The organism is Lentzea sokolovensis, from assembly GCF_033949975.1.
Lineage (GTDB): Bacteria > Actinomycetota > Actinomycetes > Mycobacteriales > Pseudonocardiaceae > Lentzea > Lentzea sokolovensis.
Genome location: NZ_JAXAVU010000007.1, coordinates 428,836 through 453,590 on the forward strand (window position 1 = coordinate 428,836; position 24,755 = coordinate 453,590).

Genomic DNA, 24,755 nt, shown 5'->3' on the forward strand with positions numbered 1-24,755 from the left:
GCACGGAAGGTGAGCGGTTTCGGAGTTGCCTCAGCGGCGGCCTTGCCAGGCCAGGTGAGGCCGCGAGGTGATGGGCAACGGCACGACCGTCCGTATCGCTCAAGCCAGGACGTCAAGAAGCGCGTTGGTAATCAGCCTGTCGACCCGTGCGGTTTCGGTTGCGCCAATGGCGATGCGTTTACGCGGGGTCGGTTGTCGGTCGGTTCCTGGCGCGGATCGTGCGGCGCAGGCTGGTGCGCGCCGCGGCCAAGTCATCCTCAAGCTCGGTGATGGCTATCACTGCGACGGCGACGGCGTTCTTCATGGTTCACTTCCCGCGCGGAAAGTGGTTGTTCGAGGGCCTCGGAGGAAGCGGATTCGGCGCGGTCAGCTCGGTCGCCTGCTCCTGCGGTGTCGGCGAGGACTGCGTGGCGAGCGTTTCGAGCTGTGGCCAGACTCGGACTAGCTCGGCGAGCCGTAGCCGGCCATGTGCGCGAGCCGACTTATCGACGACTGGTAGCCACCGGCGAACGGCGGGACTGCTCGCGTCTGCGACGCCGGTGAGGTCTGCGGCGCTGGTCGCGACCGGCACCAGTGCTGGGCGGTCCAACTGGAGCAGAGCGTCAGCGAGCGCTCGGCGTGCGCTGGTTTCTCGGCGATTGCTTGGCAGCCACACGAGGACGGGTGTGGTGATTCCTGTTGCAGTGGCGAGCTTTTCGTAGCCGTAGAGCTTGCTCGCAAGTCGGCCGAGATCCTCGGTGCCGAAGTCGAACTCAAGGAAGAACTCGACTTGTTGACCGTCTTCGTGCCAGCGGCCGTAGGCGTCAGGGCGAACCATGTCACCGAAGAGTCGGCCACAGCGCAGTTCGGACCACCACGCGGTCAGCCGCCCGCGCGCGTCCGACTGGCGGCTGAGTGCGACGAGAGCGGTGAAGAAGCCGTTGACCCCCACGGTGTGTGCCAGGCGCAGAGAGTGGGCGATGCCGATGGCGTCCTCGTGGCGGTAGCCGAGTTGCCTGGGGTCCAGACCGTCCTCATACGCGAGGGCAACCGCGCCGGCGACATCGAGCACATAGTGCATGGGCGCGGTGCCGGAGCTGACGAACGGCTGGAAGCGGTCGACAACCCGCCACTTGAACAGATCGAGCAGGCGATGGTTGGCCGCGCGCATGGTCGGATAGCAGAGCTCGACGATCTGTGATGTAGTGAAGACCTTGTGCTCGTGCAGCATCCGGGCCAGCCACCGGTCCCGGACGGTGAGTCGTCCAGCGAGCTGGGCGTGGTGCTCGCCGGTGGCCGCGGCCCTCGGAGTTGGGCGCTGAGGCATGTGACCGCGCAGCTCCCGCTGGGGCGTGGGATTCGAAATCACGGGGCAGGAACCTCCCAAGCGCGGAGCGAATGAGGTCAGCGCAGGTGGCTAGCGGCAGCCAGCACGCGCCACGAGAATCCCGCATCTGCTGAGGATGAAAGGGATTGATCGATCAGGCCGCACGCCTCGGATCCACAGTGGACTTAGTGGGCAGCTCGGCGACGGTGGTCGGGTTCGCGATCAGTGGGCGAGTGTTGACCCTGGCGGCTTTGCGGATTGCCTTGGCGCGTCCGGGAATCGCGGGCCGGAGTTTCTCGGTGACCGCGGTGAAGGGCGGCGCTTCCTCGCCGCCCAGGACGAGGCGGGCGGCGACGTGATAGACGCCGAGGTTGGACAGGTCGTGATCTGACAACCGCGGCTGGGTGTGCCGCGCGAGCCGCTTGGCGTCCTCGGGTGAGGCGTTGAAGAAGATCTTCGATCGGGCGTTGGTGCTGATGCCCTCTTCCAGCTCTTTCGGCAACTGACCGAGGTATTGGTGGGCCAGAGTCATCGAGAGCCGGTAGCCGCGGGCCTCGGCGAGCATGTCCTCCATCGGGTAGGCCAAGTTCAAGAAGTTGTGGCACTCGTCGATGTACAGGGCGCAGTCGCGGCGCTTGCGTTGCGGGACGCGGGCGCGGCGGGTGGCGGCCTGCCAGGTGCGGGCGACGACGATCGAGCCGACCAGGCGCGCGGTCTCCATGCCCAGCGCGTCGCGAGCGATGCGCACCAGGCAGATGCCACCGGTGTTGAGCACCTCGTCCATGTCTACTGTGGATTCCCCGCTTGCGATGGCGGCGCGGACGAAGGGTCGCAACAGGAATCCGCGGACCTTGTTCATCAGCGGCGCGATCACCTGTGCGCGGCTGGCTTCGGACAGGTCGTCGTACCAGGACCAGAAGCCCTTGAGTACCTCGTCGTCGATCTGGTCGCACGCCCGAGCACGGTATGCGGGAACGGTCAGCAGCTTGGGCAGGTCGATCAGGGTCGGGGTGCCGGGCATCGCGGTCAGGGTGAGCAGGCCGGCGCGCAGGATGTCGTCGGTACGCGGCCCCCACGAGGAGGAGTAGATCCGGGAGAAGATGCTGACGAGGTTGTCGACCGCTCGGGCCTTGTCCGCACCCTCCAACGGGTTGAGCACCGGCGGACGGGCTCGGGAGTCGGCATCGAAGAGCACGACCTTCTCGCCGAGTTCCTCGGGCAGACGCATCAGGATGTCTGAGACGAGGTCGCCCTTCGGGTCGACCACGACCACGCCGCGGCCGGCCTCGGCGTCGGCGAGGATCATGCGCGCCATCAGCTCGGACTTGCCGGAGCCGGTGGCACCGAGGATGTGCATGTGGTGGCGGGCGTCGGCGATGTGGAGGCCGACCGGGCGGGCGTGGCCGGAGTCGGACAGCCCGATGGGTTTAATCTGCTCGCCGGTCGCGGCGATGCCCGGTGGGGGTGGCACGGCCTTGGCGCCAGCTCGCTGCAGGCCGGGCGTGGAGTCGTCGATCGGCAGGTGGGCGATCGCGGCGAGCTCCGGGATGGACAGCAGGTCGCCCTTGCCCAGCCGCCGGTCGGCGAGCGCAGGGATCGGGTGGCGGAGCCGGGCCCGTCGGTAGTGGTTGTGCTCGGAGTAGGCGGCGAATGCCGAGGCAATCGCGTGTCCGCGGCCCCGCAACACTTCCCGCACCGCCTGGACTTCGCCAGGGGCGGGGTTGTCGGAGACGGTGGTGGCCACGGCGTAGCGGATGCGGGTCTCGAACTGGTTTTCCCTCAGCTTCTCGACGATGGCGCGGTCCTGCGCTGAGTAGGCCAGGCTGGTCTGCCGATCCAGCCCTGGTGTCCGCGTGCTGGTCGATGGCTTCGGCGTCTTGCCGGGTGTGATGACGTCGAGCAGTCGGCCGATCAGGTGGACCGAGCTACCGCTGTGTACGCGGCGGGCGGCCCGACGGGCTTTGGTCACCCGGTGGCCGGCGACCGGCCGGGCGAGGATCTGCACGCAGGCCCGCTCGTGCGGGCCGAGCCCGACCGGTGCGCCGAGAAGAGCGCGGATCGGGTCGGCCGGGTGCTCGGTGCGGATGGGCAGCGCCTCGGGTAGTGCCAGGCGTAGCTCGCCTCCGACGGCTTCGATCCGTCGACCCGCAGGCGCGGTGGTCGGGATCGGGGGTTTGGCGGGGGTAGTGCGGGTGTGTGCGCCGGGCCAGGCGGCCTCGATGGCGCGTTCGACCATGCCAGGTGGCACGAGGCCAGGCACCCAGAAACGGATCTGCACGCCGTCGCCGGTGAACGTCAGCTCGACCGCCAAGTGCGGCTGACCGCCGAACCGGCGCAACCAGCCGGGCCGCAGCAGCCCGACCAGGTTGGACCACACGGTGACCGCACCCGCCGGGTCGACCGTCGGCGGCGCCAGCACTGTGATCAGCCGGGCGTCGGTGATCAGGCGCTCGTGGTAGCGGCGGCGCCATCGCCACCGCGTGATCACCAGTGCGGTCACCGCGATTGCGAGCACCGGCCCGGCGATCGGGCCCCAGGTGAGGGCCAAGTCGCGCAAGGAGGTCAGCACATGCTGGAAGGCGCCCAGCGGGTCACGCAGGTAGTCGGTCACCGGCGAGGCGTGCGTATCTACCGTCTGCGCGCCACGCGAAGCGGCGAGGGATGTCGGGTTGATCATCCAGTACATCGGGACCTCCCATCAAAGAAGCGAGCGACAGCGGGGTGAGTCGGGCGACGGGTCAGGCCGCTTGCGACTGGTCGGTCTGAGTGCCTTCGGCTGCGGTTCGCGGCGAGTCGTGGCGCGTGTTGTCGACGACCAGACGCAGGAGCCGGCGATCCCGGCGTGCGTTGCGTTCGGCGTCGATCTCGGCCTGCCATTCGGAGAATCGGCGCCCGGCCAACCGCTTGAGGTAGGCGGGAATGCGGTTGGCCGGAACACCCACCAGCCGCGGTCCGAGCACTGCGAGCAGATCGCTGGCCTCCTGGGAGGCCCATCCAGCTGCCGCGACGGCGGCCTCGTTCGGAAACACGTCCGCTACGCGATCGGCGGCCGGATTCAGGGCAGCATCCTGTGTCCCGCCATACGAAAAGACCCACAGGAAGTTCGATGGCGGGTTCGGCTCGACGAGCCTGCGAAACTTCTCGACCTCCTTGCTGTAGGCGTAGAAGTTCGTGTCCGAGCAAGCTCGGCAGATGCGCATCCATGCCTCGACGTAGGCATCAGAGAAGAAGTCGCCGCTGTCGTGGATCCGGATCCACGCGCCACGAAACTTCGCTGCGCCCAGTTCAGCGACCATGGCGGTCTCCCAGCCGGCCAGGTCATCGAGCACGAACATCAAGTTCGCTTGGTGCTTCGCGCGGACGACTGGCCAGGTGTAGGTGCCGTGCCGGGCGTAGCACGCCTGCGCGCAGACTCCCGCGCTCGGACAGGTGTTGTAGGTGCGGCCGTCCGGCAGGCGCCCAGCCCAGGCGGGCAACGACCAGTTCCACACGCCGATCTGGCGCATTTCGCGGTTCTGTGTGAGAAGCCGGCTCGGGCGGCGAACCGTCGCCGGCATGGGCAGTGGTGCAGACATGGGTGTCCCCCTGGATGCGATTCGGTAGCAGCGACTTGGTGCGCTGTGTGGCGCGTTGGGCTCTCAGGCCGCGTCGAGGTCGATCTGAGACGCCTCACCGTCGAACGAGTCGGCGATGCCGCTCGGGGCGTCCGCGTCGAGTTCGACGAAGGCGTTCGCGATTCCTGACGAGTTGTCGGAATACTCGACGGTTTCTGCGGGATTTGAGGTCACCAGGTAGTGCTCCGCGGGCGATGCAATGGCCTGGAAGGCCACACGCTGAGTCCCAGTTGACAGCAGCCCCTGACCGCGGTCAGCGGAGAGCAGGAACTGCCTTTCGCCCATCGAGAGGTCGAAGGTGCGGGTGATCTCGTCGATCGCTTGCGAGGCCTGCCGTAGCAGGATCTGCGTAGCGGCGTTGGCCACGACGGCTTTGCCGAGGTCCGAGCCCAGCACGTCGGCCGTGTCCTGCGTGGCGACCGTGAGGCCCGCCCACTGCTTGCGGCTGGCCTTGGCCATACGGAACAGGAACTCGGCCCCGGCGGGCTCCTTCATCAGCAGCCAAGCCTCGTCGACCACCACGAGACGTGGCCGACGGATGGCGGGATTGCTGACCTGCCGCCACACCGCGTCCAACGTGAGCAGCGTGCCGATGGGCTTGAGTTCGTCGGCGAGATCCCTCAGCGAGAACACCACAAGGTGCCCCTCGGGACGCGTCGATGTCGGCCCGGAGAACAGGCCGGAGAACGCGCCGGCGACGTACGGGTGCAACCGGGCCGCCAGCTCGACGCCAGCCGCGTCACCGGCCTCGGTGAGGACCCCGGCGAGGTCGGCGAGCAGCGGCGCCGGACGGGTCCACGTGCGTGGGTCGGAGGTGATGCCGACCCTCTGGTAGGTCGCGGTGATGGCCCGGTCCAGCGCGGCGCGTTCACCCGCGGCGAGCTCGCTTCCCAGCAACACAGAGATGACGGTGTGCAGGAACAGTGATCGGCGGATGAGGGCGTCACGGGGTGCGGTGCGACGCCCGTCCGGGCGGGTGTGGATCGGCAGGTCCATCGGGTTGAGCCGCACGTGTTCGGCGCCGAGGTGGACGTAGGTGCCGCCGACCGCGTTGGCGAGGCGGGCGTACTCGTCTTCCGGGTCGATGACGTGGATCTCGATTCCGCGGTACAGCGACCGCAGCAGCTCGAGCTTGACCAAGTACGACTTGCCCGCGCCGGAGCGGCCGAGGATCACCGAGTTGTGGTTGTCCAAGGCGAACCGGTCGTGGTGCACGAGCCCTTGGGAACCAACGTTGAAGCCGTAGAGCACCCCGCTGGGGGCGCCGACTGAAGTCGGGTCCGGCGGTGGCAGGTCCGGTGAGGTGAACGGGAACGCCGCGCTCAACGCCGAAGTGTCGAAGGTGCGGCGCATCCCGACCAGATCCAGGCCCATCGGCAGGGTGGTGATCCAGCCCTGCAGGCTGCGGTACGTGGTCGGCTTGGCGTCCAGCAGCAGCGACGCTGCCAGCGCCCGGACCGCCGCGACCTCGTCACCAAGAGCCTCTTCGGTCGGAGCGTGCACCGTGAGATAGAGGCCGAACCGGTAGAGCTTGCCTTCGCCACGGGCGACCCGAGCGGACAGGTCGTAGGCATCCTCGGTAGCGGCTTCGACTTGTGGGTCGAGCAGCCGACCCTTGTCGCTGGTGTGGCGCCGTCCGGACTCCAGTTTGGACAGCTGCTTCTTCAGGCGGCTTGCTGCCGTAACCGGGTCGATCGGCTCGATGTGTAGCGACACGTCGACCCGGCCTGGGTAAGTGAGCAGGGGCTGGAGCCACCCCGGATGCACCTCGCGGGGGTAGCCGGTAATTGCGAACGAGGCGACCCAGTCACCCCCGACCTCCAATGCTCGAGGACGGATCGAGATGGCGTCCGGCGTGAACGCCCCAGCTCGTCCGGGCACCGGTCCGGCAGGCGAGCGACGTGCGCGGCGCGTGGACTTGGTCCTCATCGGCCGTACCTCCCCTCGAAGTCGTCGCGGTCGTCCGTGTCGTCCCACTCGTCATCTGCTTCGTCCGGGAACTGCTCTGTGGTGGTGGGGACGGGGCGGCCGAACGCGCTGGGGTTCCAGTTCTCCTCGGGTGCAGTCGTGATGACTTCGTCCGATGCGGCCAGCGCCCTGGATGGCGGGATCAGTGAGTCGGGGTTGCAGGCGGCGGCCAGCACCGCGGTGGCCTGCCCGGCATCCAGGGGAGTCACGGCGATCCCGGTCGGGGACAGCAGCTCGACTGCTTCCCCGAGCCGTCGCACCAGCCGTGCTTCGGCAGCGCGCCGCGCGGCGTCGTCAACCGGACCCGCTTGCCTGGCGGCTCTACGCCGCGAGGTGAAGCCGGACAGCGGCGAGGCGCCGCCGAGCCCGTCGGTCGGTGTGGTGGTGTGCAGCGGTTCGCGGAGGATGAGCAGTACCTGCCGGCGCAATAGATCGGTCGCCCGGCGGAGCTGATCGAGGTAGTCGGCGTGCTCACGCGCCGCAGCTTCCAGCGCTGGGTGCGGCAGACTGCAGGCCTGCTCGCGGAGTTCGGCGATCTGCCCGGACAGGTCGAGTCGTTCGGTGCGCACCAGCACCTGTACCGGGGCGGTGAGGCTGTGCAGGTACCGCCCGAACGAGGCCACGAGACTCTCTTGCTCGGTGGGCGTACGCAGCCCGAAGTTGACCGTCGAGCAGACGGCGACTACGGCGACGCCGTCCTTGCCGAGGTCGATAACGCCCGTCGTGCTGACCGCCTCGGCTGGCAGTCGCAACGCGGTCGGCGAGACCGATGTGGCAGCACCCAGGCCGCCGCGATCCGTGCCATTGATGGCGTGGGCAGTGAGCCACTCTGGGGCGGGCTGGATCCCTTCCGGCGCGGCCACGCGATGCTTCGGACTCAGCTGCTGGCGCAGCGCCGCGAGGGCCAGTTGGTCCAGCGACAGCCCGTCACGCTGCCCGAGGGCGAGCACCGCGGCCGATGCGCCAACCGGGATCGCGATGACTAGAAACACCGGCAGCGGAACGAATGCCCGCGCGGCAAGGTAGACGCCGTAGAGCACCAGCCCGACGACAGCGAGGATGGCCAACTGACGCGCCGTGAGGTTGCCCAGCACGCGGTCCTCACGATCGACGTCGGCGGGAATCCGGACAGGTTGGCTCATGGCCGCCCACCCCTTTCAGATGTGTCGTTACCTGGTGCGGGCGGGCGCGACGGCGCCTGGAAGTGCACGGGTGCAGGGGTGTGAGTGCGAGCTCGTCGACCGTGGCCGCCGAGGTCGGGAACGGCCTGCCGGAACACCGTCGGGACTGGCGCGCCGGTGGCTCGAATCGGCGCCACCTCCGGCGTGGCGGCGGCTGGACGGAACTGCAACTCGGCAGGCACGGCCGCGGTGCGTAGCCGGGGAGCCGTAGCCGCGGTGCGGGTGCTGGGCGGGGCCGGCCGGAACACAGGTGCACTGGGACGGCCGATCGGACGAGGCAGCGACTCGGCGCGTCCGGGCGGGGGAGTCGGTGGGCGGAACTCGGGGACCGCTGTGCTGCCCGTTGGGTTCCAGCTGGCGATGTCGTGGGTGGGCACCTGGGGAGCGGCCTGCTGGAACCGCAAGTGCTGCTGGCCGGACACAGTGCGGCGGTGTGCGAGTTCGCGGGCACGCTGTTGCTGGAGGCGCCGCGCGACCGCCTCAGGGGTGTAGATGCCTCCGACGCCGCCCCACTCCCGGATCGGCGCGGGCCACCGCGGTTCAGGCGCTGACCGGCCACCACCAGTGCCACCAGATGCGGTTGCCGCAGCGGTCCTCATGGCGAAGCGCCCACCGAGCAGACCCATGGTCTTGCCGAAGACGAACGCGTACGCCAGACCGCCCAGGAACGACCGGCGCCCGCCACCGATCCGGACTTGGTGCATGACCCAGGTCGGGATCTTCACCAGAATCCACACCAGGGCGATCAGGACAATGAGATTGATGAACCCGTTCTGGTTGGGAATGCCGAAGAACGTGAAACCGCCAGGCTGCAGGAAGACCTTCAGCGCGCAGATCAGCGCCAGGCTCTGTCCAATCTGGATTCCGAGCACACCAGCTCCGGCGCGCCAGAACCATTGCGCTACGCCTTCGGTCTGCGGCAGGCCGTGGCACATCAGCGCAAGGGGTGCGCCGGCCAGCAGAAGCACCGTGAGCGCGACCCGCACGACGTAGCCGATGAGAAGCCCGACCAGCAGGATGGTCAGCACCAGCGACAGGAACCCGGCAAACATCCCGCCGTCGAGCAGGGATCGCGTCACCATGGCGACGAACAGCTCGCTGATCGCTTGGCCGGAGGCCTGCGGGTCGAGGCTGTCGCCGAGCACCGCGACCGAGGCAGCGTTCGCGAAGCGGATCGCCTGGTCGCCGAGAAACAGACTCAGGTTCGCGGCCAGGAAACCGATGACGATGCGGGGTCCGATCTCCCGGATCGAGTACCGGGACTGCACGCTCCCGTGGCTCATCACGACGATTCCGGCGAGCAGGACGAGCAACGAGTAGACGGCCACCATGAATAGCCGGGACTGCTCCCAGATCTCGCCGATCCGCGGTAGCTGGTCCAACGTCGGTGTGGACAGCAACGTGCTGCCAACGAAGCGCAACAGCATGTTGAGCGACTCGCCCACGAGGCGGTTGATGAACGCGTTGATGCCCTCGCCGACGCAGGCCGTCGGGTTGGTGAAACCACACTCCCCACCGGACGATCCGGTCGGAGGAACAGTCGGGAGAGGTGCCGTCGGCGACGTCGACGGCGAGGTGGACGGTTGTGGTAGGCAACCCGGCGGGAGTGGCTTGCCGGACTGCGGTGGTGGGCATACCAGAGACGTGGTCGGAGTTGGTGTGTTCGGCCGGCACGGCGCGGGAGGCTGGGGACCCGAGCACGGGTCGACAGGCGTCGACGGCGTCGGTGCGCTCGGAGTGGTCGGTTGTGCCGACGCGGTCAGCGTGAACGCGCAGCCAAGGACGACCAGTAGTCCGGCGAGCAGCATCCACACCGCACGCTGCCGACGACGACCGGACCGCGCGGCGGTCCGCCGATCGGCGACGGCCGATGCAGCCTGCGACACAGGGCTCGCGCCCGACAGGGTGTGCTCGGCATTGGGGATGGTGCGGTGGATGCCCGTCATCGCTAGGCCCCCACGAATCCTTTGAGGACTTCGATGACGAGCGGTGTCGACAGCGCGCCCAGGTAGCCCCAGCAGGCCGACCGGAACGCCGTCTTCGCCTTCTCGATCTCGCCCGGATCCCCGGCGCCGGTCATCCGCCGTACGAACGCGATGGACAGAAACACCGTCGCGAGGGCGGCCAAGATGCCCATGATCCAGTTGCGGATGTTGGTCAGCACCTGATCCACAGACGCGACCAGTGCCACCGTGTGGACGGTCTCGGCCTGCGCGGAGGACGCCGACAGCAGGAACGCGAGAATCAGCAATTGGCCAGCGACCAGGAGAAGTCGGGGTCGTTGTGTACCGTCACGGCGACGGTCAGACATCGGAGTGCTGTCGAGCGACGTGCACTCGGTCTCGGTGACTGCGGTCGGTGCGCCGGCGATTGTCGGCGAGATCGAGCGGCAGCTGGTTTGGTGCGCATGTGGCCGGTCCGCCACCTTGGCCGTGAGCGAAATCAGGCGCATGGGGTCACCTCCGAAGGTCGGGCTGAGCGCGGGTGTGTCCCGCAGCCCTGAACTCCGGATTTCGCGTCCGTTTTGGACACGCGACTCTGAACTTTCTTCGCCGATTCGATATCAGAGACGGACACGGATAGTGACGACCGCGGCAAGTCGCGGGCGGGTGTAACTGGGCGCGCTAGCGCCACCGCGAGGGCCACCTGGTCGGTCAGCTGGTCGGTCGGGTCGGTGTCGATGGCGTCGTCGCGCAGGTAGGCGGCGAGTCGGAGTTCGGCGCGTTTACGTGTCTTGTAGACCGCCCACTCGCCGAGTTCGTGCTGTGCCGCCCAGTCCGCGATCGGCACCTCGTCCAACCGGGTCGCGCCGATCAACGCGGCCTCGGTCTGGGACAGGACTCCGTCCGCGACCGCTCGAGCCAAGACGAGATCTGGGTGACCCCACGGCGCGCGCGGCGGGGTCGAACGGAAACCTGGTGCGACCGGAGTCGGACCCGACAGCGCCTCGGTGAGCGCGTGGTAACCAGACCGGTATGCGGCCCACCGCAGCCGAAGCATGATCCGCGGCGGACGCAGATCAATGGTCGACAACGCGGTCAGGAAACCGCGCAGAACCTCGGCATGAACGTCGGCCGGATCGCCTGCGAAGCGGTCGGACAGCCTGGCCGCGACGGAGGTCAATGCGGGCAGCGCGACCCCGACCGCGGCGACCGTCCAGGTCGCACCTTCAACGCGGGAGCGCAGCACCAGATGGGCCCACACCGCGTCCCGCGTCGCCTGCGGACACCGACGTGCCAGGAGCCGGTCGCGCACCTCATCCAGCGCGATATTCCGGTCAGGCAGACCCGGAAAGAGCCTCCCGTTCAGCGACACCGGATGTGGCCCAGCCACCAGCCAGGTAAAGGTGTCTCGCGCAATATCCAGCGAGTTGGGAGCTGCGGCGTCGCCGCAGTGACGGAAAACGGATTGTGCTGCCATGTTGTGTCTCCCGGAGCGTTGATGCGAACAACAACGCTAGGAAGCCACACCGGATACCACGGAAATACCACGTCGCTACTAGTTTTCAACTATGAAAGGCTCGAAAGGCTACTACGTCACTACTATTTCGGCCCGCACGGGCAGCTCGTCAAGATCCGCAAAGCGGTCGTGGTGGTCAGGAGCAACGGCATGCACTAGTAGCCGCTGATCTGGTGTTATAGGTGTCGGCTAGTAGTGGCCTAGTAGTCCGAGCGCGCCGCAGGCGGCAACAGGTCAAGATCTACTTTGAGCTGACCCAAAGAATCTTGAGAAATCTGGCCGCAGGGTGCATGGCACGGTCCCGTGGTAGGCGGAAGCTGTAAGTCTGTGCTTGAGATCGGCGAAACAGACACATCGTCGCTGCGGCGGGCTATCGCATGTGCGGAAGAGTTCAAAGAAGTTTGTCGGGCGTGTCCAAAACCGGGTCGAAAAACGGAGTTAAGGGGTGACAGAACAAGCAGCATCGACCCACCAGAGGAGACCGGCGATGCCCCCGACATACGGCAACGACTCCACGGGAGATCGCTCCCCAGAGCAGGACTCGGTCGACACGCCAGTTGTGCCGATCGCGCTGCCGCGGAAGCGGCGAACAGCCCGCCGACGGCGCCTGCACCTCACCTTGCGCCACCCTCGTCCCAGCAGCGTCTGGTTGTGCGCTCAAGACGAGTTGCGTGAAGGTACTGGGCTGATCGCCCACTGGCTTCTGACCGCGGTCATCAAGACCGTCACCACCTACAGCCAGCCCGGTCAGCGAGTGCTGCTGCTCGACTCCGCGGCGTTCACCGCCACGCCTGCCTCGTCGTCGGTGACCGGACTGCCCAACCGGTCTCGGCGCAGCCCCTACGTCGGCCTGCTCGAAGCCGGCTGGACCGTGGTCCGACTCGGCCGCAGCGTCCAGACCCACACTGCGGTCGAGCACCCCAACCGACTCGACGACGCTCCCGGCACATCAGCCGGGTCGGAGTCCGGATCCGGACTACCTGCCACTGGTCCGTCTACCGACCGCCCCGCCGAGTCGCCGTCCGATCATCGCCACGGATCGGACCTGGAGGAGTCCGGACACGATCCGGACCTCTTCGACCTCATCATCACCGCGGCCGAGCCGAGCACCCTGGGCCGGGTTCGCCCAATGGACTGGGCCGGTCTGCTCACCCCGACCGGCACCCTCGCGATTGTCACCTACCGTGACTGTTCCCGTGGTCGACTCGCCGACCCCGCCGGAGCACTCGTGTGGGCGGCACGTCACGCCGGGCTCCGCTACACCGACCGCATCGCTCTCCTGCGCGTACCTGTCCGCCACAGCGCGCTGACCGTCACGAGCACGGCCATGCGCGATCGCTCGCACACCTCAGCGGCTGCGCCGACGACATCCGTCCGGCACGCCCAAGTACACGACGACTTGCTGGTCTTCACACGCCACACCGCACCGCGTAACGCCGTCGACGGCGAGGAGACCTCCGATGCCTGACCGTCCAATGTCGGCGTCGCAGTTCCCCTCGACATCGGGGGAGGAGCCGCCGAACCTGTCAATGTCCGTGTGGCCAACCGGCCAGCGAGACCTCGCGACACAACTGCGCGACGCCGACTGTGTGCGCGGCACCGATACCGACATCGACCTGATCCCGCCCGCGATCGCCGCCCAGGCGATCGCCACCTACAGCCTCCCCGGCGACCTCGTCCTGGACCCAGACTGCGGGGCCGGCGTCGTTCTGGTGAAGGCGCTGCAGGCCGGCCGTCACGCGCTCGGTCTGACCACCAGTTCTGGATGGTGGACGCTCGCCCGAGCCAACATCACCGCCACCAAAGCCGCAGGCGCTTGGCGCGACGGGTCCGTCCTAGACGCGTACCCGACGCTACTGGCGACCATCCGCGCCGCCGGACTCGTCGGGCGAGTCGGACTTGTCCTGACCGCCCTGCGCACCCCGGCCGACGACCCAGGCGAGCACGCGGTCGGTCCGGACCGCGACCCCACCGTGGCCATCGACGAACTCGCCGCGACGCTCGCCTACTGCGAGCCGCTGCTGCGTTCCGGCGGGCACCTCGTCGTGGTCGCCCGACCCCGCCGAAACGCGGACGGCTCCCTGGTCGATCTGACCACTCCGCTGATCGCAGCGGGCACCTCAGCCGGACTGGCGCCGGTCGACCGATGCATCGCGCTCATCGCGGGACTGCGCGGCAGCCGACTCGTCACGCGCGCCTCGCTCGCCGACCGGCGCGCCGTCGCTCGAGCGCGAGCCAACGGAGCGCCCGTCGCGCTCCCCGCGCACCACGAGGTGCTCGTGTTCCAGCTCGCACACGACGCCGAACTCGCCGCCGCAGCGGCCGAAGGCCGATGGCCGACCAAACACAAGACCGCCACTCGGTCCGCAGTCAATGGCGTCGACTACCTCGGCTGGAGGCGAGCGGCATGACCACCCGCCTGTACTGCCGCGAGTGCGGCTGGCACCCCGTGTTCCGACGCAGGCGCACCGCACTGCGTGCCGCAGCTCGTCACGATTGCGCCGGTGCACCGGTGGCCGAGACCATCCACACTTGGTGGACACGGCTGTGGGCAGCCCTGTGGACAGCCCTGTGGACAGGTCGGCCGGGCGGCGCTCCCGGGACCATCGACGACTCAACAGGCAATGGCACGACTGGTACCGACGAGCTGCGGGATGTCCACGGTAACCGCATCCAATGGGCCGTACTCGCCGCGCACCACGCCGAGACCACCCGCCGATCCCGTCAGGCCATGGTCGAACTGGTCCGCGCCGGCTACCAGATCGGACCACCGCCCTACGGCTACCGCGCTCTGCGCATCCGCGTCACCGCCCCAACCGGGCATAGCAAGCTCCGTGCGGTTCTCGTCCCGGACTGGCAGACCGCCGCAGTAGTCAGACAGATCTTCAGCTGGCGCGTCGACCATGACCTGAAGTTCGCCACCATCGCCAGGCGACTTAACGGCGACCCGCGCCAGTATCCGACCCCGGCGTCGACCGGGCAGTGGACCGCCAAAGCAGTCCGGCGCATCGTCACCAACGTCAAGTACACCGGGCGCCAGGTCTGGGCCCGCACCGTTGCCGGACGCCCGGCTCCAATAGAGCAGTGGGTCACGTCGGCACCGAAGGTGCACGAGCCGCTGGTCGATGAGCGCATCTTCCGCCGGGCGCAGCCAGGCGCTGCCGAACCTTCGACAGGCGTAGCCGACCCGGCCGATGGCCGACCGAGTGCGGCATGACCGCTCACCGGTGGAACCTCGCCGCGACGGTCTTGTTCGCCGGCTACGCGGCGACGATCGCCTCGGCGAACTGGGCCTCCACACTTTGGCCAGCGGTCGCTGTAGCGGGCTTGCGGATTCCAACCGGAGCGTTCATCGCCGGGCTCGTGTTCACCGTCCGGGACCTTCTGCAGGACGCCGTTGGTACTCGGACAACGCTGCTCGCGATCGCTCTCGGCGCGGCGTTGTCCGGACTGATCGCCTCGCCCAGGATTGCTCTCGCCAGCGCGGTGGCATTCGCCGTCTCCGAACTGGTCGACCTCGCCGTCTACACCCCGCTGCGACGTCGAGGCCACATCGCCGCGGTGGGCATGTCGAACGGACTTGGGCTGCTCGTCGATAGCCTGCTGTTCCTGCCGCTCGCCTTCGGCTCGCTGGCCTACCTTCCAGGACAACTCGTCGGGAAGACAGCCACCACCGTCCTCGCGATCGTCGTACTCGCCGGCGCCCGCACACACCAGAGGGCGGTGCCAGCGTGAGGTTCTTCCTCGGCATCCACCAGCCCATCTGGCTGACCCGTGTGCGCGACATTCCGCTCCTGGTGTCGCACCGACGGCTCGGGCACCGCCGTACCCTGCCCAGGGCCATCACCGAATGGGCGCTCGACTCAGGCGGTTCCACCGAGCTCCAACTGCATGCCGGGTGGCTCACCGGCGAGCACGCCTACATCCGGTCCGTTCGTCGGTACGCCGACGAGATCGGTCGGCTTCGCTGGGCGGCACCGCAGGACTGGATGTGCGAGGAGCGCATCCTCAACTGCACTGGTCTGACTGTGCGCGAACACCAGCTGCGCACCGTTCGGAACTTCGTCCGGCTGAGGGAGTTGGCACCTGACCTACCGTGGGTGCCGGTGTTGCAAGGCTGGACCCTTGCCGATTACGAGCGGTGCTGCGACCTCTACGGCTTGGCCGATGTCGACCTGCCGGCTGAACCTCTGGTTGGCGTCGGGACGGTTTGCCGACGACAGAGCAGCATCGACGTTGAGCGCATCGTGCGAGTGCTCGCCGCCAGGGACCTGAAGCTGCACGGCTTCGGGGTCAAGACCGCCGGGTTGGGTCGCTATGCCGATGCTCTGTCCAGTTCGGACTCGATGGCCTGGAGCAAGCGCGGCCGATACGTCAAGGGATGCGGTCCGAGTCATCGCACCGAATCGAACTGCCTGAACTTCGCGCTGAGCTGGCATCGGCAGATCCAGTCCGCGGTGAGCGAGGTTCGGTCACCCCTGGGCGGCGTGCAGCCAGGCTGTGTGACGGCCGCAGCATGCGGGCCGTTGTCTCGTCGGTCGTGAGCGGCTACGTCTTGCTGTCGGAGTCCGTGTCGTTCGGCTCGGTCAGCGACACGTCGTGCGGAACGTCGATCCCGAACAGCTCGTTCGGCGTGCACCTCAGTGTTGTGCAGAGCGCCTGGAGGGTTCTCACCTTCACCTGGGCCGGCGGCTTCTTGATCAGATCGGAAGCCGACTGGAGCGAGATCTCGAAACCGGCGTGCTGGGCGAGGAGATCGCGGAGTTCTGTCGGGGTCCAGACATTGCGGCTGGCCATGACCTTCCGCAGCCGCCACTCGATCTGCACCTGCAGCCGTCCCTGTTCGTCGCGCCCGGACTCGCGGCACCGCTTGCCGCGTCGCGCCTCAGTCTCCATGACGACTGGGGGAGGCGAGGTCCCGCATATCCGGCGTGTCCAGCCAACAGTGGACCGAATCAGGTGACATGCGATGAGATCAGGTAAAACACGCTCAACTAAGGTGCTACCTTATTTGAGGTCGATACTGCCCGCCTGGCAGCGCGGAAAGGAGTTGAGATGATTCGACCTGCAACCCCAGACCTCGCTGACAAGCGACTGGCGTTCTGGGGCTACACGAACCGCCGGGGCGCGGACGCGGCCCTGGATCTGGTGCGGCAGTTACGGCGATGTGAAGACTCGTGCGACGGGCGCCTCAGCATCACCCACTTCTTCTACGAGCTACCGATAGAGGTCGACGGCGGAGTGGTCGAAGCTGTCCGTGACGCTGGTGGTCCCTCGCGCTACGACGGCGGTTGGGACGCTCTGGCGGACGCGCTGCCTGCCGACGGCAAGGGTTTCGAAGCGATCGTCTGTGCAGGGTTCGACCGCATCAGCCGCAGTGCGGACCGGTTCTTCGCAAGGCAGCAACAGGCCTCTGCTCACGGGGTGGCGTTGCTCTCGGCTGACACACGAGCATTTGGTCGGGACGTCGAGGACTTCGGATATGCGGTGTGGTGCACCAGTGGATGACTTGCGCAAACGAGACGCGGATTCTGGGCGTCTCACTGCGGACGAGGCTCCCGAGATGGTCTTCGACATCCGCCGCGCTGAAGGCGCCGAGGCAGATCAGCTTCGTCTGGAACAAGCCAGAGTGTTGAAGGAGGTGACCGAATGGCTGGCCCAGCAGCGATCCGAGAGTGGGCAGGATCGCGCCGCGTAGACCGCACGCATCCGCACTCAGGGGCAGTCGGAGACGTCGAGCCCTCATTCATCCGAGTCGCGTTCGTCGGGCGGACCTCGACCTACGACCAGCAGGACCCGACCTTGTCGATTCCGCGGCAACTGCGGACGTGCCACGGCGCGCTGCCGGACAACGCGGTCATCGTCGCGCACTTCTACGACATCGAGTCCGGTCGCAAGGACCTCTCCGACCGTGGGCGCGGCAACGCGCACGAGCTGTTCCAGATTCCGGTCCCTCGGGACGGAGGTATTCAGGACCTGCTCGACGAGGCCGTTCGGCCAGACCGTCGCTTCGACGTTGTGATCGCCGAGGACATCTCTCGTGTGAGTCGCCGGTCGTACACCTCGACGGAGATCGAGCATCGGCTGGAGACGGCCGGCGTCATGCTCGTCTGCGCCGACGAACCGTTCCGTCTCGACGCCAAGGGACGCCGCGCCAAGACCTCGACCCAGGTCCTGACGCGGAGGGTCAAGCAGGGCGTGGCCGAGTGGTACGTCATTGAGATGCTCGGCAAGGCGTGGGACGGCTTCGAGACCCACACCGAGCAGGGCTACAACGTCGGCAAAGCCTGCTACGGCTACCTCGCGAAGAAGATTCCGCACCCGGTTCCCGCCAAGCGGGCCAAGGGCCTCAAGAAGACGCGGCTGGACGTTCACCCGGTCGAAGGCCCCGTCGTCCGGAAGTCGTTCGGATGGCGGATCGCGGAACGGCTCGGCTACCAGGCCATCGCCGACCGGCTCAACGAAGACCTCGTCACCAATCCGCCGCCGACTCCCGTCGACCCGGACAACGCGGTCGGCATGTGGACCTATTCGAACGTTCGCGACATGCTCACCAACCCGAAGCACACCGGGCACATGGTCTGGAACCGCCGGGCTCGAAAGGGTGGCGGGAAGAACCGGATGAACCCGGTCTCGGAGTGGGTCTGGTCGCCCGAGCCGACACACGAGGCGAACATCGACCTGGAGACCTTCGTCCAGGCTCAGCAGGTCGCGGAACAACGCGAGCGGTCACGCACCGCGAGCAAGAGTCGCGATCCGCAGGCCAAGCGGACCTACAGGCTGCGCAGCTACATCTTCTGCGTGCTCTGCAAGCGTCGCCTCTACGGCAAGACGAAGCATCAGCACGCCTACTACGTCTGTGCGCCGAAGAAGGCTTGGGTTCCAGAGGGGCACCCTCCCTCGACCTACTGGGTCCGCGAGGACGGCATGGTGAAGGGGCTCACCGAGTTCCTCGCGAACCAGGTCTTCGGGCAGTACCGGCGCCAACTGCTGTCCGCCAGCCTCAAGGAACTCGACGAGAACGCGAAGAAGGATCGCAAGACCAAGATCACCGCGCTGCGCCGAGCGATCACCGAGGCCGAGACCAAGCGGAAGAACCTCGTCCGCAACCTGGAGCTGACCGATGTCGACCAGGACTTCGTTCGAGACGTCAACGAGCGGAGGGCGGAGCTTCAAGGCGAGATCGAGGGGCTGCGACCTCAGCTGGCCAAGGCGGAGGACGAGGTGCAGCACGCACCGAATCCAGGTCTGCTCGACTTCCTGCCCGTCACGCCGGTCGAGCTGGCCGAGTTGCCGGACGAACTCTCGCGGAAGCTGTTCGAGGCCCTCCGACTGGAGATCCACTACGACTACGTGTCCCGCAGCGCCACCTGCCGGGTGACGCTCCTCGGCGACACGATCGAGGCCGTCTCGAAGACCATTCAAGAGGCGGTCGTCATCCCGTTCCCGAAACAGAAAGGCCCCACCATGGATGAACTCCACGGCGGGACCGTCTGTGTAGTGCCCCCGGCAGGATTCGAACCTGCGCTCCCGCCTCCGGAGGGCGGTGCTCTATCCCCTGAGCTACGGGGGCCGTAGCTACGTGAAAGATCCTAGCGCATCCGTGCGACTGTGTTTCACACCCACCCCCAGCGGTGGTGGAGCGTGGCCTTCGTCACCAGCCCGTGGGACTGGGAATATCCCGGATTGCACTCATGCGCATGTCGCTATATGTTCCGAAGCATGGGTCATGGCCACGGACACGGATCGGCGTCGGCGAGCGGGCAGCACGCCGGCAAGCTGTGGATCGCGTTCGGCATCGGTGCGGTCTTCATGGTGGTGGAGTTCGTCGTGGGGTTCGCGACGTCCTCGCTCGCGCTGATCTCCGATGCCGCGCACATGCTCACCGACGTGCTCGGGGTCGGGATGGCGCTGGCCGCGATCATGGTGGCCAGGCGGGCCAAGGCCGGGAAGAACCGCACGTTCGGGTTCTACCGGGCCGAGGTGCTGGCGGCGCTGGCCAACGCCGTTCTGCTGTTCGGGGTGGCGGGCTACGTGATCTACGAGGCCGTCGGGCGGTTTCAGGACCCGCCGAACGTGCCCGGCTGGCCGGTGTTGATCGCTGCCACGCTCGGACTGGCGGCGAACCTCGTCAGCTTCAGCGTCCTCAAGGAGGGCGCGAAGGAGAGCATCAACGTCAAGGGTGCGTATCTGGAGGTGCTCGCCGACCTGATCGGGTCGGTGGGTGTGCTGATCTCGGCGCTGGTCATGATCACGACGGGCTGGAAGTACGCGGACCCGATCATGGGTGTGCTGATCGGCGTGTGGGTGTTGCCGCGGACGTACAACCTCGCCAAGAACGCGCTGCACATCCTGTTCCAGCACGCGCCGGAGCGGTTGGACGTCACCGAGATGCAGAAGGCGCTCAACCAGCTTCCCGGGGTCACCGAGGCGCACGACCTGCACGTGTGGACGCTCACCAGCGGTATGGAGGTGGCTTCTGCTCACCTCACGACCGCGGAGAACGCCGACCACGAGAACGTGCTCAAGGCCGCTCAGTCGTTGCTGGCGACCAGGTATCACATCGAGCACGCGACGCTGCAGGTCGAGGGTGGCTCGTCAGCGCAGCGGTGCCGGGAGCTTTCGTGGTGAGCCCGGCAGGTCGCGGATCCCGTCCTTAGTGGACTGCGTGCCGGTTCGTGACGGAACGACCGGGTTGCGGGGTTGTGGCACCGCGACCCACACTCGGCCTCGTTCGAACGGCACCACAGGAGCCTCCCCAGTCACTGCTGACGAATCGTCAAGATCTCATCGAAGTATGTCTTAAAGGGATAGATCCTTTCAGGTGAACGGGAAAGGCCGCGTTCCGTGACGGAACGCGGCCTTTCTCGGTAGAACGAAGGTCAGTTACGCGTTACAGCCCAGCGCACTGTCCTGCCTTCGGCCCCTTCACGTCGTTCGCGAAGCCGTTGTTCGACGGGACGGGGGTGTTGCCCGTGCAGGACAACGGCCCGCCGACCGAGGTGGCCGCCACCACTGACCTGGTCTTGTTCGAGGTCAGTGACACAGGGCCACCGACCGTCGAGTTCTCGACCGCGACCTCCGTCGACGAACCGTGCACCGACACCGGACCGCCCACGCGAGTGCCCACGAGCACCACGGAGGCCGCGTCCGCCGCCGACAGCGGGCCCTTGATCTCTCCGCCGAAGACGTAGAGCGTCGCGCCCTTCTGCACCGTCACCGGGCCGTTCACCGTCGCACCGTCCACATAGGTCACGCCCTTGACCTGCAGCGGACCGTTGACGGTGCCGGTCACCGTGGTGGTGGCCGCCGGCAGCGGCTTCGACATCAGCTCGAACTCGGCCAGGGCCACGTCGCCGGAGAACTCCAGCCGGTAGAAGTTGTACCGGCCCGGTGAGGCGATCTTGAACGAGCGCGTGTACTGCTGCCACTGGAAGTTCTCGCCGGAACGCTTGTCGACCGTCGACCACGTCTTGCCGTCGTAGGAGCCCTTCAGCTCCCAGGCCGACGGCGACGTGCCCGTCTTGGCGTTGGTCAACGTGTAGAACTCCGCCTTCTCCTTCACGTCCGCGGCCTTGAAGTCGAACGAGCGAACCACCGCGGAGGTCGAGGAGGTGTTGTCCACCAAAGCGCCGACCGAAACGCCCGAGGCCACGTCGCGCAACGGCGTCGGAACCGCGTCACCGGTGGTGATCGAGTCCGGCACGTCGTTGACGCCGGTGCCCCAGGCAGAAGGCTTCGGGCCCATGTCGAAGTCGATCGTGGCGCCGGCCGAGAGCACGTCGTGCGGCAGCGACGTCTTGTTCCACGCCTTGCCGTTGACCTTCACGCCCTGCACGTAGATGTTCTTCGCGTTGTTCTTCGGCGCGTTGATGACGAGCTTCTTGCCGTTCTCCAGCTTGACGGTCGCCTTGGTGAACAGCGGCGAACCGATCGCGTAGGCCGGCTTGCCCATCTGCAACGGGTAGAAGCCCAGCGACGAGAACAGGTACCACGCCGACATCTCGCCGTTGTCCTCGTCACCGGCGTAGCCCTGGCCCTGCTGCGAGCCCACGTACAGGCGCGACAGGATCTCGCGCACCTTCTCCTGGGTGCTGGAGGGCTTGCCCGCGTAGTTGTACATGTACGCGATGTGGTGCGACGGCTGGTTGGAGTGGCCGTACTGGCCCATCCGCACGTCGCGCGCCTCGATCATCTCGTGGATCACGCCGCCGTAGCCGCCGGGGAACTTCGCGGTCTCCGGCAGGGTGAAGAACGAGTCGAGCTTCTGCGCCAGCTTGTCCCGTCCGCCGTACAGGTTCGCGAGACCCTGCCCGTCGTGCGGCACCGTGAACGCCATGTTCCAGCCGTTCGTCTCGGTGTAGTCGTAGCGCCAGTCCTGCGGGTTGTACTTCGCCGGGTCCTCGACCCGCCAGGAGCCGTCGACGTTGCGGTTCTGGAAGAAGTCGATCCGCTTGTCGAACGTCAGCACGTAGTTCTGGGCGCGGTTGAGGAAGTACTCGTACTCCTCCGCGTACCGCTTCTCGCCTGTCTTCTCGTGCAGTGCCTTCGCCATCGACGCGATGCCGAAGTCGTTGACGTAGCCCTCGATCGCCCACGACCACGCCTCGTCCAGCTGATCGTTGCCGGTGTAGCCGAGGAAGATCGACTTGTCCATGCCCTTGCGGCCGACGTTGTTGCTCGGCGGAACGACGGACGCGTTCTTCACCGCGGCGTCGTAGGCGGCCTTGATGTCGAAGTTCGACACGCCCTTGAGGTACGCGTCGGCGAACGCCACGTCGGAGCTCGTGCCGGTCATCAGGTCCGCGTAACCGGGGGAGGACCAGCGCGAGATCCAGCCGCCGTCCTTGTACTGCTGGACGAAGCCCTCGGCCATCTCACCCGCCTGGGACGGGGTGAACAGCGAGTAGGCGGGCCAGGTCGTGCGATAGGTGTCCCAGAACCCGTTGTTGACGTAGACCTTGCCGTCGACGATCTTCGCGCCCGTCTGCGTGGGCGTGCTCGGACCGGTCGCGGGCGCCACCGGGGACGCGTACTTGATCTTGCCGCCGACGTTCTCGAAGCCCGAGTTCGGGTAGAGGTAGAGCCGGTACATGTTGGAGTACATCGTGATCAGCTGCTCTTCGGACGCGCCCTCGACCGAGATGATGCCGAGGATCTTGTCCCACGCGGCCTGCGCGCGGTCGCGCACCGAGTCGAACGTGTCCGAACCGCTGACCTCTTGTTCGAGGTTGGACTTCGCCTGGTCGACGGAGATCAGCGAGGTGGCGATCCGCAGTTCGACGGTCTTGTCGCCGAACGAGAAGTAGCCACCCACGTTGTCGCGGCCCGCGCCGGTCAGCCGGCCGCTCGCCGTGACCGCCTTGTCGACCTTGCCGTAGACGAACAGGCGGGTCGCGCCGGTGGAGAGGCCGCTCTTGACGTCCGAGTAGCCCGTGACGACACCGGAAGCGGCGTCGAGGGTGACACCACCGAGGTTGTTCACGTTGTCGAACACGAGGTTCTTCTGGCCCGTGTCGGCGAACGTGAACCGGAAGACCGCCGCGTGGTCGGTCGGCGCGATCTCGGTCTTCATGCCGTTCTCGAAGGTCACGCCGTAGTAGTGCGCCTTCGCGACCTCGTTGTCGTGCCGGAACGGCAGCGCCCGCAGGGCCCGGTCCTGCGTCGGCGCCTTGTCCGACGGCATGACCTGGAACGTCTGGCGGTCACCCATCCACGGGCTGGGCTCGTGGGACGTCGTGAACGCCTGCAGCGTCGGCAGGTTCTGCGCGTTGTTGCGCTGCGCGTACTCGTACAGCCAGCTCTGCGAACCCGCGTTGGTCATCGGGGTCCAGAAGTTGAAGCCGTGCGGCACCGCGGTCGCCGGGAAGTTGTTGCCCCGCGAGAACGAGCCGTTCGAGTTGGTGCCACGCGTGGTCAGCACGTAGTCGGAAGGCTTCGCGTACTGCTTGGTGACGACGTCGCCGATGCGGATGTCGTCGTACCAGGCGCCGAACTCCGTCGGGCCCTTCGGACCGTCGTAGGCGACCAGGATCCGCTTGATCGTCTTGCCGGCCGCGACGGCGCCGATCGTGGACGCCACCTTGTTCCACTGGTTGGCGTACAGGAACTTGCCCGTGCCCTGGCCCTGCGGCGACAGCGTCGCGCCGTGCTGGTCGACCGCCTTGAGGTCGCTCAGGTACGTGCCGTCGGAGAACGCGAGGTCGACCGACGAGTACGTGCTCGGGTAGTTCAGGTTGTCGGTGATGAAGTCCGGGAAGATCATGTACGACAGCTCGGTCTTGGCGTTGACCGGGACGTTGACGTCGAAGACCTTGTTGTAGCTGTACGCCCGGCCCTCGGTCGTGTGCTTGCCCTGGGCGCGGAACGCCTTCACGCCCGTCCAGCCGACCCGCGACTTGGCCGTGTAGCCGCCAGTGGGGCCGTTGCCGACGACGCTGCGCATGTTCGGTGCCGGGGGCGTCGAGGTGCCGTCGGACAGCTCGACCTCGGCGAGCTGCACGATGTCCGCGCCGTGGTTCGCCGTGATGTCGAGCTTGTAGTGCCGGTACGACGCCGGGGAGGCGATGTCGTAGACCTTGGTCTGGAACCGGTCGGTGAAGTTCTCGCCGGCGCGGGTGTCGAGGACGGTCCAGTTCGTGCCGTCGGCCGAGCCCTGCAGCGTCCAGTCCTTCGGGTCGCGCTCCGGTGCGTCGTTCGCCGAGGCGAGCGAGTACTTCTTGATCGTCTGGGGGCTCGACCCGAAGTCGAAAGTCACCCAGCCGGTCCTGGCGAAGACCAGCCACTTGGTACTGGTGGTGCCGTCGACGAGCTCGTCCTTGCCCTCACCCGAGCCGGAGTTCTCGCCGTTGACCGCCAAGGTCGCTTTGTCGGCGACGTTGCCGGGCAGCCCGGTGCCGCTCGAACCGATCACGCCCGCCGACTTCGGCTTGCCCGACGCGTCGGTCTCGACCGTGTTCGACCACGACGGTTGTGGCTGACCGTCCTCAAAGGACGACGAAAAACCCACTCCTGGCTCCTCTGGTGCGGCGGCCGCGTAGCCGTTGGTGACGCCACACACCAGTGTCGCAGTGATCGCAACGCTCAACAGAGTTCTGGTTCGTCTCTTCCCCAGTTGCCTCATTGCAACCCTTCCGCCGCCCAGCTTGCCCCTTTTGGGTGGGAGCGTTTCGGCACGTGACATCGTTGTCAAGGGAGCGGACAGGAATTGTCGCGCAACCTGTCTCC

General features: G+C 67.1%; 20 protein-coding genes, 1 tRNA gene and 1 pseudogene. 9 read left to right on the forward strand and 13 right to left on the reverse strand.

Annotation, left to right across the window (positions count from 1 at the left end; genetic code table 11):
• Positions 1–178: 178 nt before the first annotated feature.
• From SK854_RS14340 to SK854_RS14380, 9 genes are all read right to left on the reverse strand, one after another.
• The gene (locus SK854_RS14340; RefSeq protein ID WP_319975569.1) at positions 179–304 is read right to left on the reverse strand and encodes a hypothetical protein; all 126 of its coding nucleotides are present in this window, start codon (positions 302–304) and stop codon (positions 179–181) included.
• Positions 305–307: 3 nt separating this feature from the next.
• On the reverse strand, positions 308–1,348 hold the full coding sequence (locus SK854_RS14345; protein ID WP_406601774.1) for a replication-relaxation family protein: 1,041 nt from the start codon (positions 1,346–1,348) through the stop codon (positions 308–310).
• A 112-nt stretch (positions 1,349–1,460) separates the two neighbouring features.
• The gene (locus SK854_RS14350; protein ID WP_406601775.1) at positions 1,461–3,992 is read right to left on the reverse strand and encodes a type IV secretory system conjugative DNA transfer family protein; all 2,532 of its coding nucleotides are present in this window, start codon (positions 3,990–3,992) and stop codon (positions 1,461–1,463) included.
• A gap of 52 nt (positions 3,993–4,044) precedes the next feature.
• Complete coding sequence (locus SK854_RS14355) at positions 4,045–4,881, reverse strand: GP88 family protein (RefSeq protein ID WP_319975571.1); 837 nt, start codon at positions 4,879–4,881, stop codon at positions 4,045–4,047.
• A gap of 63 nt (positions 4,882–4,944) precedes the next feature.
• A complete protein-coding gene (locus SK854_RS14360; RefSeq protein WP_319975572.1) occupies positions 4,945–6,849 on the reverse strand; it encodes a VirB4 family type IV secretion system protein in 1,905 nt (634 codons plus the stop codon).
• Positions 6,846–8,030, reverse strand: coding sequence for a PrgI family protein (locus SK854_RS14365; protein ID WP_319975573.1), 1,185 nt, complete (start codon positions 8,028–8,030; stop codon positions 6,846–6,848). Before SK854_RS14365 ends, SK854_RS14360 begins: the two co-directional genes overlap by 4 nt.
• The gene (locus SK854_RS14370; RefSeq protein ID WP_319975574.1) at positions 8,027–9,514 is read right to left on the reverse strand and encodes a hypothetical protein; all 1,488 of its coding nucleotides are present in this window, start codon (positions 9,512–9,514) and stop codon (positions 8,027–8,029) included. The genes SK854_RS14365 and SK854_RS14370 overlap by 4 nt, the downstream gene beginning before the upstream one ends.
• 503 nt (positions 9,515–10,017) lie before the next feature.
• Complete coding sequence (locus SK854_RS14375) at positions 10,018–10,521, reverse strand: pilin (protein WP_319975575.1); 504 nt, start codon at positions 10,519–10,521, stop codon at positions 10,018–10,020.
• A complete protein-coding gene (locus SK854_RS14380) occupies positions 10,512–11,489 on the reverse strand; it encodes a hypothetical protein (protein ID WP_319975576.1) in 978 nt (325 codons plus the stop codon). Before SK854_RS14380 ends, SK854_RS14375 begins: the two co-directional genes overlap by 10 nt.
• A gap of 526 nt (positions 11,490–12,015) precedes the next feature.
• Between SK854_RS14380 and SK854_RS14385 the strand changes: the two genes are divergently transcribed.
• The 5 genes from SK854_RS14385 (at position 12,016) to SK854_RS14405 (ending at position 16,072) form a co-directional block, all read left to right on the forward strand.
• Positions 12,016–12,996 carry a hypothetical protein gene (locus SK854_RS14385; protein ID WP_319975577.1) on the forward strand — a complete coding sequence of 327 codons (981 nt, stop codon included), beginning with the start codon at positions 12,016–12,018 and terminating at the stop codon, positions 12,994–12,996.
• Positions 12,989–13,939: a DNA methylase gene (locus tag SK854_RS14390; protein WP_319975578.1), complete on the forward strand. Its 951-nt coding sequence runs from the start codon at positions 12,989–12,991 to the stop codon at positions 13,937–13,939. Before SK854_RS14385 ends, SK854_RS14390 begins: the two co-directional genes overlap by 8 nt.
• Before the next feature lie 101 nt (positions 13,940–14,040).
• Entirely contained in the window at positions 14,041–14,745 is a 705-nt protein-coding gene (locus tag SK854_RS14395) for a recombinase family protein (protein ID WP_319975579.1), read from the forward strand.
• Positions 14,742–15,263 carry a VUT family protein gene (locus SK854_RS14400; RefSeq protein WP_319975580.1) on the forward strand — a complete coding sequence of 174 codons (522 nt, stop codon included), beginning with the start codon at positions 14,742–14,744 and terminating at the stop codon, positions 15,261–15,263. Before SK854_RS14395 ends, SK854_RS14400 begins: the two co-directional genes overlap by 4 nt.
• The gene (locus tag SK854_RS14405) at positions 15,260–16,072 is read left to right on the forward strand and encodes a deazapurine DNA modification protein DpdA family protein (RefSeq protein WP_319975581.1); all 813 of its coding nucleotides are present in this window, start codon (positions 15,260–15,262) and stop codon (positions 16,070–16,072) included. Before SK854_RS14400 ends, SK854_RS14405 begins: the two co-directional genes overlap by 4 nt.
• Before the next feature lie 4 nt (positions 16,073–16,076).
• Here the strand turns inward: SK854_RS14405 and SK854_RS14410 are convergent, their stop codons facing one another.
• The gene (locus SK854_RS14410; RefSeq protein ID WP_319975582.1) at positions 16,077–16,424 is read right to left on the reverse strand and encodes a helix-turn-helix domain-containing protein; all 348 of its coding nucleotides are present in this window, start codon (positions 16,422–16,424) and stop codon (positions 16,077–16,079) included.
• 159 nt (positions 16,425–16,583) lie between these two features.
• Here SK854_RS14410 and SK854_RS14415 point away from each other — a divergent pair, with 159 nt between their 5' ends.
• The 3 genes and pseudogenes from SK854_RS14415 to SK854_RS48235 form a co-directional block, all read left to right on the forward strand.
• Complete coding sequence (locus SK854_RS14415; RefSeq protein WP_319975583.1) at positions 16,584–17,036, forward strand: hypothetical protein; 453 nt, start codon at positions 16,584–16,586, stop codon at positions 17,034–17,036.
• Positions 17,037–17,091: 55 nt separating this feature from the next.
• Complete coding sequence (locus tag SK854_RS14420) at positions 17,092–17,226, forward strand: hypothetical protein (RefSeq protein WP_319975584.1); 135 nt, start codon at positions 17,092–17,094, stop codon at positions 17,224–17,226.
• Positions 17,178–18,191, forward strand: a pseudogene (locus SK854_RS48235) (recombinase family protein); the annotation flags it as partial. The gene SK854_RS14420 and the pseudogene SK854_RS48235, both read left to right, overlap by 49 nt.
• 66 nt (positions 18,192–18,257) lie before the next feature.
• Here the strand turns inward: SK854_RS48235 and SK854_RS14430 are convergent.
• Both SK854_RS14430 and SK854_RS14435 read right to left on the reverse strand, forming a co-directional pair.
• Positions 18,258–19,010 (reverse strand): hypothetical protein, encoded by a 753-nt coding sequence (locus SK854_RS14430; protein ID WP_319975586.1) that lies wholly within the window; start codon positions 19,008–19,010, stop codon positions 18,258–18,260.
• Between the two features lie 19 nt (positions 19,011–19,029).
• Positions 19,030–19,101: transfer RNA gene (locus tag SK854_RS14435), tRNA-Arg, on the reverse strand.
• A gap of 149 nt (positions 19,102–19,250) precedes the next feature.
• Between SK854_RS14435 and SK854_RS14440 the strand changes: the two genes are divergently transcribed.
• A complete protein-coding gene (locus SK854_RS14440; protein ID WP_319975587.1) occupies positions 19,251–20,159 on the forward strand; it encodes a cation diffusion facilitator family transporter in 909 nt (302 codons plus the stop codon).
• A 262-nt stretch (positions 20,160–20,421) separates the two neighbouring features.
• Here SK854_RS14440 and SK854_RS14445 read toward each other — a convergent pair whose 3' ends face one another.
• Positions 20,422–24,651 (reverse strand): GH92 family glycosyl hydrolase, encoded by a 4,230-nt coding sequence (locus SK854_RS14445; RefSeq protein ID WP_319975588.1) that lies wholly within the window; start codon positions 24,649–24,651, stop codon positions 20,422–20,424.
• Between the last annotated feature and the right edge of the window lie 104 nt (positions 24,652–24,755).